Origin of the sequence: Planomicrobium sp. MB-3u-38 (assembly GCF_002836425.1) — a bacterium.
In the GTDB taxonomy this organism is placed as follows: domain Bacteria; phylum Bacillota; class Bacilli; order Bacillales_A; family Planococcaceae; genus Planococcus; species Planococcus okeanokoites.
Genome location: NZ_PJBO01000034.1, coordinates 117070 through 129403 on the forward strand (window position 1 = coordinate 117070; position 12334 = coordinate 129403).

A 12334-nucleotide genomic window follows, 5' to 3' on the forward strand; every position below is an offset into this window, starting at 1 on the left:
AGAACACGACTTCCATCCAGCATTATTCCGGAATTTACCTGTTACTTATTCAATTCACGTTCCGTCAGGGTTTTAAACGCCTAAACAAAAATCTGCTATTTAATATGGAAGCTCGTTTTACTGAAGCCTTCCTTCGACTTTCTCACTTCCAGAATCGCCGGTATCGCCGCCTTCAATTCCTGGACATGCGAGATAACGCCGATCATGCGGCCAGACCGCTGCAGGTCAATCAATGTTTCAATCGACTTGTTCAATGATTCTTCATCGAGTGAACCGAAACCTTCATCGATGAACATCGTATCGATGGAGACGTTGCCCTGGAAGCTTTGGATGACATCGGCCATGCCGAGCGCCAGACAGAGCGATGCATTGAATTTTTCACCGCCGGATAAAGTTTTGACGTCGCGCGTCTGCCCCGTATAGGAATCGTAGACATCGAGGCCGAGACCGCTCTGTTTGCCCCGCGCTTCCTGCCGGTCGCTGCGGATCAGGTAGAACTGGCCGTTCGACAGATTGCGCAGCCGTTCATTGGCCGCCTGGATGATCTGTTCGAGGTATTCAATCTGCAAATAACGCTCGAACGAAATTTTGAGGCTGTTCTGTCCGCGGATCATATCGTGAAGATCCGCCACACGATTCCATTCCGCTTCGGCTTCGGCCGCTCCTTCAACAGCTCCGGTAATCTGTTCAATCAATACTTCACCTTTCGCGCAGCAATCTTTCGAATGATTCAGCTCCGATAACGCCTGTTCATAATCGGCTTTCAATTGCTCGAGTTCCGCTTCCGCCAGCGACAGGTCTTCATTTTTCCGACCGGCCAGCAGTTCAGTGAGTTCGCTGATCTGCTGCTGGAGCGTGTGGCAGTCCTGGTTGAAACGCGTGATTTGCTGTTTCATCTCTTCCATTTCGGAGTCGCGCATTTTCGCCCGTTGATACGCATCTTCCGTTTCGAATTCCGATTTATCCAGTGCCTGCTTGAATTCCGCTTCCGCTTTTTGGCGTTTGGCGGTCATTTCTTCAGCAGTGGTTTTCGAATGCTGCAAAGCCATTGCAGCTGAAGCCAATCGCTCTTTCGCTCCCTGGAATAATTCCTGTGCCGCAGCCCAGGCTTTTTCCATGTCATCCCTTTTAGTGATAGCCTGGTGGATTTCCTGTTCCAGAACAGCAAGCGAGCGCATCTCTTCCGGAATCGATGCCAGCTTTTCAGCCAGCACTGCTTTCGCAGATTCAGCAGATGATTTTTTCTCATTCATCTCCGTCAGGAGGAGCGAGCGATCCTGCTCCGCTGTCTCCGTCTCCTTCACCCCATCCGCAAGCTTCGTTTTCCATTCGCGCAGTTCTGTTTTCCAGCTATGCAAAGTTTGCACATCTTCCTGCAGTTGCTGTTTGGCTTGCTTCAGCAATGCACTATCTTTCTCTGCATCGGTGATTCCGCGCTCTTCCGCTTCCGTCTTCTTGCGGCTACACTGCTCTTCCAATGAAACAAGGCGTGCCGCAGCATTTCGGTAAGCATTATCGAGTGCATCCAAACGGGATTTCTCCTGATCCAGCTGCTCTTTTGTAACAGCCGCCACCGTCGCTCCCTGGTGTATTACAGGATGCTCGTGGCTGCCACAAACCGGACAGGCTTCGCCGTCTTTCAATTGCACAGCGAGGAGATGCGCCTGGTTGGCAAACCAGCTCTCTTCAATGAGTTTGTATTTCGTCAGCGCTTCGCTGTATACCGCTTCTTTTTGGTCCCTCACGGCTTGTTGGGCTTTCACTTCCGTCTGCACGGCCAGCAATTCCCCGGCAATGCGCAGACGATCCTCAGCCACCCGGAGTTCTTCCGGCTTGCTGTCAAAGCTGTCGGTTTGTTTTTCCAGTTCACTGACCTTCTCGGCAGCGGCTGTTTTCTGCTCTTTTATATCGGCCAATTGCTTTTCGATTGCCTGAAAACGCTGTTCGGCATCCTGGAATGCGCTGCTCAAAACAGCAACTTCTTCCTCTTTCGCCGCCAACTCCCGCACCTGCGGCAATAAGTGCTGAAGGCGCAGCACCTGATTCTGTGCAGCCGACCGCTCGTCGCCGCGGCCCTGCTGCTCCAGGAATTTCTCTTCTGCCGCCAGCTTCGCCTCCTCGGCCTGCTGTTCTTCATCCACCGCCCGTTCGAGCAATTTGTGTTTGTCCATTTCATTGGTTACAAGTTCCCGGTAAAGATTTTCGATATTAGCAATAAAACCTGCGCGTTCCGCCTGCTGCACCGCTTTTTCTTTTTCAGCGATTGCCGGCAGCTGTTCCGTCAAGGCGTTGTAGCGCTGCTCTTTCTCGAGCTTTTCATCAAAGCGGCCATTCCATTTTTTCGCTTCGTGAAAGCTATCCAGTTTTTCCTGATGCTTTTTGTACAGCGTTTCGTGCTGAATTTTGTCATCCGCGATTTTCGCTTTATAGAAAGCTGTTTCCAGCTGGAGTGCCGAAAGGATCTGGTGGATATTGCGCTGCTCTCTCCCCAGCACTTCGAACAATTCGGAATCCAGTTGCGGAAGCGAAGATTCGATGCTGCGCAGATGGCTGTTCAGTACCTGTTCTTCCAATCCATAGGCATCTTTTGCCGCATCGCGCTTTTGTTTCAGCCGTTCGCTGATCATTTTATACGGTTCTGTCTTGAAGATCCGGCGCAGAATTTCCTCTTTATTATCCGTTTCAGACGTCAATAGTTTACGGAATTCCCCTTGCGGCAGCATGACGATCTGGCTGAACTGGTTTTGCGTCAGCCCCAAAATCTCTTCGACCCGCTGGTTGATTTCTGAGACGATCTGCCGCTCCACACATGGCTTTTCGCCGTCTTTATGAACCTCAAAAAATTCATAGCGTTCACCAGTCGGGCTTTTATTCCCTTTTTTAATGTGCGGCATCTGGCGCAGAATCCGGTATCTCTGGTTATGTATCTCGAATTCCATCTCGACACAGGTATGCACGGCATCATCTGCGAAGTCACTCCGCAGATTACGTGTTTCACTGCGGTCCGAACCGCTTGCCCCGCCGTACAGCGCAAATGAGATTCCATCAAAAATGGTCGTCTTCCCGGCTCCTGTGCTGCCGGAGATAACGAACAGTCGATTTTCCCGAAGGTCATTAAAGTCGATCGTTTCCGTTTCTTTATAAGGGCCGAATGCCGTCAGCTTCAGTTTTAAAGGTCTCATGCTTTCACCTCTTCTTTTTCAGCAGGCTCTTCCTGCAGGAATTCCTGCAGCACTTCTTCGAAAATCGCCGCGGTTTCGTCCGACGCTCCTTCGCCTTTCACTTCTTCGTAAAATGCATGGAATAAAGACAGGGAGTCCATGTGACGACGAGATTCACCGTTCCCTTCCGATGCCTCTCTGACAAAGTTCTTCCGTTCGACATGCATCGCGTTCGGGTAGACGGAACGGACCTTCTCCATCGGAAACAGGACCGGCGCATCGTCCAGCAAAGTCACGAATACGAAATCCTCACTCACTTCGTGACGAAGGATCTCATCAATCATGCCTTCCACACGGCGCATATTGCGACGCGGCTGGAGCAGTCTTTTTTCAACGTTGGCATTTCCGTCGCTATCCAGCTCAACCACTAAATACCCTTTTTGATGATGCTCTTCCGAAATCGAATATTTCAACGGAGACCCCGCGTAACGGATGGTTTCATTGCGCACAAAATGGGCTTTATGCAAGTGGCCGAGCGCCGAGTAATGGAAGGCCTCCAAATGGGCGGCGCTGACATGCTCCGCTCCGCCGATCGCCAGCGGACGCTCAGAATCACTCGTGTTTTCTTCCTGTTCGCCGTGAGAAGTCACGAACGCATGGCCAATAAATACATGGCGCGCTTTTTTATCCCAGTTCGATTTGATGTTGGCAGTGATTGCTTGAAGAGCGTCATCATGCGTGCGAATTTCCGGATCATCGAAAATATAACGGACCATCGACGGATCGGTATATGGCACCAGGTGGAAATGAACTTCGCCGTGTTCGTCTTCGAGTACGACGGGCTGCGGGTCTTTTTGGACATGGCCGGCGATGTGGATGCCTTTATCCTTCATCAGACGGCTGCCGAAGTTGAGGCGCCCCGGGCTGTCGTGGTTGCCGGCGACTGCCAGTACCGGCGTCTCCAGCTCGAGCACAATTTTCGCAAGCAGCTCATCAAGCAGATTGACGGCATCTGTCGGAGGCACGGCGCGGTCGTATAAATCGCCCGCGATAATCACCGCATCCGGCTTCTCTGTTTTAATTGCATCTATAAATTGCTGCAGCGCATAACGCTGTTCCTCTGTCATGTAAATTCCTTGGATGAGCTTCCCTAAATGCCAGTCGGCCGTGTGAAATATCTTCATGGTTTTGCTCCTCTCTTTACTCTGAAAAGAATATATGTTCGTTCCATTATACACGATTCTGTTTAGTTGTTTTAGAGGGTAATTTGATTTATAATGAGAACAAACGTTCTTGTTGATGATTTATTAATACTCGATATTCCGCAAAACAGCTTCGCTTGCCTGGTGGCTTGCACTAAGCTAACTCGTGCTCGGTACCCTTCGCCCGAGTGGATCTCAGCACTTCGTCGGCATTCGCCTGCATACCTGGGCGTCTTCGCTGTTTTGCTCCATATCTCTAGAGACTTCTCTCAGCGCCGGCGCGTCCATGGACTGGGCGAAGTAATAAGACGAGTGTTCTTCTCGGCTTATTGCGGGAGCCAAGGTGTGCCATACGAAGATGGCACCTCCTTTGCGACGAGCTTGCGCAGGAGCATAATCTTTGCACTTGTCCTAAGCGCCGAAGCGATATGCACAGAAATCTTTATTATCTAGAAAACCAAACCCAAGGAGGGAAATGAAATGAAAGCACAGATCCTGAAGGCTTTTAAGTACCAGCAGCTTGTCGACATGATGTATATAGCGAATGACGGGGGCATCAGCAAACGCCGGATTAAAATCCTGAAAGTGAGCGGCGAAACGTTTCAGGCGTATTGCTTTTTGCGGAAAGAAAAGCGTACTTTCAAGATGGAAAATGTGCTTTCAGCCATTCCGGTCATTACGAAAGAGCGCATGATAGTCTGATTCCAATCCCTTCCTGAAAGTATGATACACTGGAAGAAATGGGTTTTGGAGGGTGAATCATGAGACTGACCGTTTATCTTGCAGGCGAAATTCACAGTACATGGCGCGACGAAATCAAAAAGAAATCTTTGGCACTCGATCTCCCGGTTGATTTTGTCGGTCCGATGGAAGACCATGACCGTTCCGACAATATCGGCGAAGAAATTCTCGGGGAACAGCCTGGCGCGGTCTATAAAGACGCTGCCGCCTCGAACTTCAATAATCTGCGGACAAGTGTGCTGATGCACAAAGCCGATCTGGTTATTGCATTGTTCGGCGAACAATACAAACAGTGGAACACAGCAATGGATGCCAGTGCCGCCCTTGCAGTCGGCAAGCCGGTCATCATCATCCGTCCGGAAAAATTGCACCACCCGCTGAAAGAATTATCCGCTAAAGCAAATGCAACGGTGGAGACATGCGATCAGGCGATAAAAGCATTATCCTATATTTTCGAGTAAACCAATAAAAAAATGGAGAAAAGAGACTCATCCAAGAGCCTCTTTTCTCCATTTTCATTTATTCTTAATTATCGTTTCGCAATGACCGTACAGGCATTTCATTCAATTAATGTTCAACAGCTCAACTTGCATCCGCCAGCCTGAAAGCTTTACGGCTACGTATGCTGAGCACAAACCAGAGCAAGGCATTAAAGCCCAGGAAAAATGCTCCGAGCACAGAAATACTCATGATAAATGTTTCATTTCCGTAGGCGGAAGACATCGCTTCCCGGAATCCGAGAAGCGCATAACTCATCGGAACAAAATCATGCACATTGCGGAAGAAACCGTTTGTCAACTCTACCGGGAACATCCCGCCGCTCGCACCCAATTGCAGCACAAGCAGAATCATGGCCATGAATCGACCGGGATTACCGAAAGTCATCCCCAAGAACATGATCAGGAACATATAAGTGAGTGAAGTGACGACGGAAATTGCGATGAATTCCCCTATATGTTCCACTTGCAGCTGGAAACCGAACAGCATGATTGCGTCGACTATCAATGCAGCTGCGGTTGCCTGAACAAATCCCAGTGAGAATTTGCTTAGCCACCAAGCCGTGCCCGAAGTGGGCCGTCCCACCGGGACATTGATAGGAAACACAAGATTGAATGACAACGCTCCAACAAAAAGACCCAGTGACAAAATATAAGGTGCCAGTGCGTGTCCATAGTTCGGCACTTCGCTGCGTTGGCTTTCGGTAGCTGTTGCAGGGGCTGCAATCATGGCAAAATTATCATCCGTGACTTCAAGGCCGTCCAAGTCGGCGGCGCCCTCCGACAAACTTGCAGCCAGTTCAGAGGAACCCTCCCCGACCCGGCTGATGCCTTCACCCAGTTCGCCTGAGCCGCTCTGGAGCTCGCTTGCCCCTTTGTAAAGGTCAGCGGCGCCACCGGAAAGTTCATATACGCCGCCAGAAAGTGCGGGAAACCCTTCCGCCAGACGCTCTGTTCCATCCGCCAATTCACGTGCCCCCGAATTCAGTTTCGCCGAATTAGCAGCTAATTGGCCGGCTCCTTGTTGAATCTGTCCGACTCCTTCTGCTGCATTTGATACACCGGCGGTATAAGCAGCAGCTCCTTTTTCCAACTCCACTGATCCCTGCTGCAATGCGCCAGCGCCTTCAACAAGGCTGGTTGAACCTGCTGACAGTGAAGAGACACCTTCATTCAGGCTTGAACTGCCTTGTGCCAACCCATCGACTGCAGCTGCGAGCTGAGGAAGACTTTCTGCGGCTTGTTCTGCGCCTGCCTGCAATTCCGCATTGCCTTGCACAGCTTCTCCTGCTCCTTCACCGAGAGAAACTGCTCCCGGTAAAAGCTGGTCTGCAAGTACATTATGGATAGCTGAATAACCCCCCAGCGCTTGGCTTGCACCCGGATTCACCTTGTCCACCGCATTTCTCAAGTTTGCAACCTGCTCCGGCAATGAACCCAGCGATTCAAAAACAGGGATGATTTGTTCATTTAAACCTGTTGATACAGCAGACAAGTTTCCGGCAAGCGCTTCAATGGATGCTCCCTGAACCGTTGATAGTTCTGCAGCACTCCCACTTACAGCAGCCGCCAATTCCTTCTGTTGTTCTTCGGTCAATCCGCTGTAGGCCGGGGTTTCCTGTAACGCTGTCAACGCAGACGAGGCAGAAAGATTCTGCAGATCGATTAAATTCTGCTGTGCTGCCGCCAAATTCATTTGCAGATTGGACGCTACTTGTTCACTGACGGTTACAGAAACCGCACCGTCCAATTGACGGATTCCATTTTCAATTCCTGCGAGGCCCTCCTGCAGTTCCTTGATCTGTTCGGCTGCAGGAAGATCCTCATCCAATGCCTTCAGGCCAGCCTCAAGTGCTGAACTGCCCGCTGCCAGCTCAGCCAGACCATCACCGAGTGCCGCTTGGCCCGACACCAACTGCTGCACATCGGAAGAATCGCCGGCCAACTCACTGGTTTTCGACTGCAGCTCATGTAAACTGTCATTTAACCGGGCACTGCCTTGTTGCGTTTGTGACAGTCCGTCGCTCAATTGCTCAGCTCCCGGTACAAGAGATGCAAGGCCCTCTGACAGATTTTCCGTACCCTCTACTAGAACAGAACCGTTCTTATCCAGCTCAGCAGTTCCTTCTGCCAGGCCAGCCACTCCGTCCCGCAGGTCAGCGACCCCGTCGGTGTACTCAAGAATACCTTTGGAAAGCTGATCAGCTCCTTGTTCTAAAGTTGAAGCACCATCCGCAAACTGGCTGACACCGACTTCCAGCTTCTCTGCACCTTCCTGGAAACTCAAACTTCCTTTTGAAAGTTCATCCAAGCCCGCAGTCAATTCTTTGTTTCCTTCTTGTATCTGCGTTGTTCCATCATTCAGCTGATCCGCCCCATCAGCTGCCTCGGCTATTCCATCGCCCAGCGTTTCAATCTGCGCAAAAACCGCTTTTACATATTCTTTGGTAACATTTTCAGCAATTTCTTCTTTTATATTCATTATTGCCTTATTGCTGACTGCTTCGATAAAGAAGCCGCGTCCAGGATTTGTTTCATACAGTAAATTCATGGCTTGCGGGTCATCACCCATAGCAGAGGCAGCATTTGCCGAGAAATTGGCTGGAATGGTCAAGACCATAAAGTAGGAGCCATCATCCATTCCTTTTTCAGCTGCTTCGGCATCTGTAAAATGCCATTCCAGCGTTTCATTTTCTTTTAAGTTTTCAACTAGTTCATCCCCCACGGCAAATATATGGCCCTCGTATTCAGAAGGGAGATCCTCATTGACGACCGCTACCGGGAGCCGTTCTGTTTTTCCATATGGATCCCATGAAGAACCGAGGAAAAATCCCCCGTAAATAATCGGTATAAACATCATGACAATCATTGTTCCGAGCAAAAGCGGTTTAGCAAGCAACTGCTTCCATTCCTGTTTCAGCATTTTCACTTAAAATCATCCTGTTCTTTATCTATTACGTCACTTAAAGTTTCCCGATTCCAGTTTAGGGTCGGCAAATCCGACATCCCCAACCCTTCTTTCAAAAGATCAGCCGCTGTCACTTTGGAGAAATATTCAATCAGCAAACGATCTCCTTGCGAAAAAACACTGCGAAGAAGCTCCTGCCCTCTTTGCGCATATTTACCTTTCTGAAATGCAAGGCTGATCAGGCCAGTATCCGGGTACATCCGAATTGGCCCCTCCATCGCTTCAATAATATCGAGCAGCGTGATATCCGATACGGCTTTCGCAAGCGAAACGCCGCCATTATTCCCTGGAACCGATACAACAATTCCTTGCACAACCAGCTTCCTCGTAATCTTTTTCATATATGAAGGTGAGACACCCAGTCTTCTGCTAATTTCATCTGAAGCAAGCGGAGCACTGCTTTGCTGTGTGGCAAGCAATACGATAATACAAATGCCTTGTTCGACACCTTTTGTCAATTGCATATGGAGCACCTCGTTTTCATCTACTTCCAACATCCATTATGGATGTTTGATATCCATTTATAGATTCTACTCCTTATCCTTGAAATTGCAAGCCTCGGCTCATATATAATTTGTGGCAATAAAAAAGCAGACAACGAATAACGGTTCGTCCATCTGCTTATAACCGGCTACAGGTAGCCTGACAATCATATTGTAATAGAAGTTTCCTGAAACTTCGGGGGCTGGGTTTGATTGCAATACCGCTGAATGCTTCATGACTTTTAACATTGCCGGCACAAGTACCTGATGAATAATCGTTAACATCAAAATTCATCGTTTAGTCAAATAGACTTAAAATGTTCAAATTAATATCCACAAAAGAGCGAAAATGATGGAGCTTCCCTTGCCCGCTGGGTTATAGTAAATCTGTGGATATAAGAGGAGATATAAATGTAATGAAAAAGCAATCGCAAAAAACATTATGGGCTCAAGTGGTGAAAACGGGGATCATCAAGTCGAATCTGATACCGATGGCCGCCGGATTGATGCTCGCTTTATATACGTATGAATACAGTTTTATCGATAATATCGGAAATATCATCTTAGCGTTTTTAGGCACAACCGCCATTATCGCAGCGTCCGGTTCTTTCAATAATATCTATGACCGTGACATCGATGCCATCATGGCACGGACGAAATCACGGCCGACAGTAACAGGCGCCATTTCGATCAAAAAGGTGGCAATAGCGGCGAGCTTGTTTTTGGTGATCGGATTGATCTTGCTGTACATCGCTTCACCGTTAGCCGCATTGCTCGGATTTTTAGGCGTATTTTTCTATGTGGTTCCCTATACGATGTGGACAAAACGCTACACAATCTGGAATACCGAAGTCGGCAGCATTTCAGGTGCTATGCCTCCTTTACTCGGCTGGGCAGCGGTAGCCCCTGACATTTGGCATCCCGCGTGCTGGGCCTTGTTCTTAATCATGGTGATCTGGCAGATGCCGCATTTCTATGCCATCGCCATCCGAAAAGAAAAAGATTATGCGGCGGCGAAAATACCGATGCTCCCAGTCATCAAAGGCGCAAAGCGCACGTATCTCCAAAGCAATATCTATTTGGTTTTACTCGTGCTCTCCAGCTTCTTGTTCCTGCCGCTCAGCCTCGGCCTGACATTGGTATCGCTTATCTTAGGCTTAATGTGGCTGGCACTCAGCCTATTCGGCTCCCGTAAGCTGGGAATCGAGGCCTGGGCCAATAAAATGTTCTTTTTTTCCTTGGTGCATATGATGGGTGTATTCTTCACTGTCATCATTTACGCATCCATTGGCTTGATCCTTGCAGCCATTTGATGAATTTACCGGTATACCAAAGAAGACCTCCAGCCAGTGATTTTTCACCGGTTGGGGATCTTTTTTGTTTTCTAAAAGTTACATAGAGTATGGAGGATAAGGAATATTTATTATGAAAATAAAGAGTCTGGGAAGAAGCAGAGTACAGTTTGATTTAATTTACTTCCGATAATATGTCATATGATAACTAAAAATAAATATCGTGAAAATTGCATTTATCCCTTGAACCTTACGTAGGGTAATGTTTTATAGTAATACTAGCTTACCTTTGCAAAGGGGGAAATCGTTGTGCAAAATGCCATTGTTAAGGCATTAATTAATGAAGAACAGATTCGTCTATATTTTATTGATAATACCCAGCTGCTTCGCGATATCTTTGCTTTAAACCAAGAACTGCCTGAATCTCTTAAACTGATGTTGGGCAAAACGGTATCCGCGATGAGCATACTCTCTGGTACGCTCAAAGGGAACCAGCGAATGAGCCTCCAGGTAACGTTGAGCAACACTCGCCATAAGATTTTTGCGGAAGCCGAAGCCAATGGAAATGTCAGAGGATACCTGAACGAGGAACTTTTGAGATCTTCTGAAATAGAAGAAAAGTCGATGCAAGATTTGATTGGACCTTCTGGGATGATTCGTGTCATAAAGGGTTCTGAGATGAATCAATTCACCAGCATTACAGATATGCCAAATCAACATATCACGGATGATATCGCCAACTATTTTGTGCAGAGTGATCAGACGCCGACCTATCTTTATTCCGACATTCAGTTGGATAAGGGAGGTTCCCTTCTTTCCAGCCATGCCCTATATGCACAACTGCTTCCCGGTGCACCACCACAACTGCTTTCAGAAGTGAAAATGATTGTGAAAGCCAATCCGGATATTTTCAGTAAACTAAACGCTGAAGAAGCGCGTGACAGCGAAGAAGCGTTAACCCAGTTGTTTGGGGATGCAAAAATTATTGGCCATAGCTCCAGTCAATTTTTCTGCGGATGCAGTAAAGAAATGTTCTATGGCATGCTTTATTCATTGAGTGAAGAGGAAATCAAACGGAGCATTGAACGAAAGGAAGACATTGAAGCTTTTTGCCATATTTGCGGGAAAACCTACACGTTTGAGCAAAAGGAGATGCAGCAACTCTTCTAACTTCGAATTTCTCGGTTTTAGTTGGTGAATAGAAATGTTGTTAAATGGAGGCTAAGCGAATGAAGGAACATTGGAAAGTCGGAGAAGTTGCCGAATTGGCGGGTTTAACGATTCGAACTTTACGCTATTACGATCAAATCTGTTTATTTTCACCTTCTCAGTATACGGAGTCAGGGCATCGGCTTTACACGAAAGCAGATTTGGTACGTCTTCAGCCAATTTTGTCCTTAAAGCAGATGGGAATGTCATTAGAAGAAATACAACTTCTGTTGTCTAATCCGGAGGAACAAACCGTTGCGGAGATTTTGCAAACCCAAATTTCCCGCGTCAAAAAAGAGATAGAGGTTCAGCAAAAACTAGTAGCCGAGTTGGAAAATGCGTTATGGGCTGCACGCAGCAATCGGACCCTCTCGATTTCAGAACTTACTAAATTAATGGAGGCGCTGAAAATGAATAAGGAAAAATACTTTTCGAAGCAGCAATTGGCTACCATGGAAAGCCGATATGAAAATGCCGACAAACAACTTTTAAAGCAGGCAGAGCAAGAATTTAACGGTCTTATCAAGGAAATTCGTTTGGAAAAAGAAAAAGGCGCTTCTCCTTCCGATGAAAAAGTACAAGGTTTAGCGAAAAAATGGAATGACATCGTGAATGCCTTTTCCGAAGACGATAGGTCTTTCCGCAAGCAAGCCGAACATTTCCACGCCGAAAACCCAGGGAACGAACTGCAATATGAAATAGATGGCGAGCTATACCAATTTATCAATCAAGCATTGAATCATAAGTGATTTTATATGAAAGGAAGAGGAAAAGCTGATAAG

10 protein-coding genes are annotated in these 12334 nt (G+C 47.7%); 5 read left to right on the top strand and 5 right to left on the bottom strand.

Annotation, left to right across the window (positions count from 1 at the left end):
- Positions 1–95: 95 nt before the first annotated feature.
- Together CXF70_RS08020 and CXF70_RS08025 are read right to left on the bottom strand one after the other, a co-directional pair.
- Positions 96–3182: an AAA family ATPase gene (locus CXF70_RS08020; RefSeq protein WP_101802197.1), complete on the bottom strand. Its 3087-nt coding sequence runs from the start codon at positions 3180–3182 to the stop codon at positions 96–98.
- Entirely contained in the window at positions 3179–4345 is a 1167-nt protein-coding gene (locus tag CXF70_RS08025; protein ID WP_101802198.1) for an exonuclease SbcCD subunit D, read from the bottom strand. The genes CXF70_RS08020 and CXF70_RS08025 overlap by 4 nt, the downstream gene beginning before the upstream one ends.
- Before the next feature lie 498 nt (positions 4346–4843).
- Between CXF70_RS08025 and CXF70_RS08030 the strand changes: the two genes are divergently transcribed.
- Both CXF70_RS08030 and CXF70_RS08035 read left to right on the top strand, forming a co-directional pair.
- Complete coding sequence (locus CXF70_RS08030; RefSeq protein WP_101802199.1) at positions 4844–5065, top strand: transcriptional regulator; 222 nt, start codon at positions 4844–4846, stop codon at positions 5063–5065.
- Between the two features lie 59 nt (positions 5066–5124).
- The gene (locus CXF70_RS08035; RefSeq protein WP_101802200.1) at positions 5125–5565 is read left to right on the top strand and encodes a YtoQ family protein; all 441 of its coding nucleotides are present in this window, start codon (positions 5125–5127) and stop codon (positions 5563–5565) included.
- Between the two features lie 121 nt (positions 5566–5686).
- Here CXF70_RS08035 and CXF70_RS08040 read toward each other — a convergent pair whose 3' ends face one another.
- The 3 genes from CXF70_RS08040 to CXF70_RS18060 form a co-directional block, all read right to left on the bottom strand.
- Positions 5687–8524, bottom strand: a complete 2838-nt coding sequence (locus tag CXF70_RS08040; RefSeq protein ID WP_233208576.1) for a YhgE/Pip domain-containing protein — start codon at positions 8522–8524, stop codon at positions 5687–5689.
- Between the two features lie 2 nt (positions 8525–8526).
- Positions 8527–9033: an RrF2 family transcriptional regulator gene (locus CXF70_RS08045; RefSeq protein WP_101802202.1), complete on the bottom strand. Its 507-nt coding sequence runs from the start codon at positions 9031–9033 to the stop codon at positions 8527–8529.
- Positions 9034–9132: 99 nt separating this feature from the next.
- Complete coding sequence (locus CXF70_RS18060) at positions 9133–9336, bottom strand: hypothetical protein (RefSeq protein WP_145990714.1); 204 nt, start codon at positions 9334–9336, stop codon at positions 9133–9135.
- 131 nt (positions 9337–9467) lie between these two features.
- Between CXF70_RS18060 and cyoE the strand changes: the two genes are divergently transcribed.
- The 3 genes from cyoE to CXF70_RS08060 all read left to right on the top strand — a co-directional run bounded on the left by cyoE (position 9468) and on the right by CXF70_RS08060 (position 12301).
- On the top strand, positions 9468–10364 hold the full coding sequence (gene cyoE / locus CXF70_RS08050; protein WP_084243192.1) for a heme o synthase: 897 nt from the start codon (positions 9468–9470) through the stop codon (positions 10362–10364).
- A 288-nt stretch (positions 10365–10652) separates the two neighbouring features.
- A complete protein-coding gene (locus CXF70_RS08055) occupies positions 10653–11513 on the top strand; it encodes an Hsp33 family molecular chaperone HslO (protein ID WP_158241166.1) in 861 nt (286 codons plus the stop codon).
- A 59-nt stretch (positions 11514–11572) separates the two neighbouring features.
- Positions 11573–12301 carry a MerR family transcriptional regulator gene (locus CXF70_RS08060; protein ID WP_158241167.1) on the top strand — a complete coding sequence of 243 codons (729 nt, stop codon included), beginning with the start codon at positions 11573–11575 and terminating at the stop codon, positions 12299–12301.
- Positions 12302–12334: the final 33 nt, after the last annotated feature.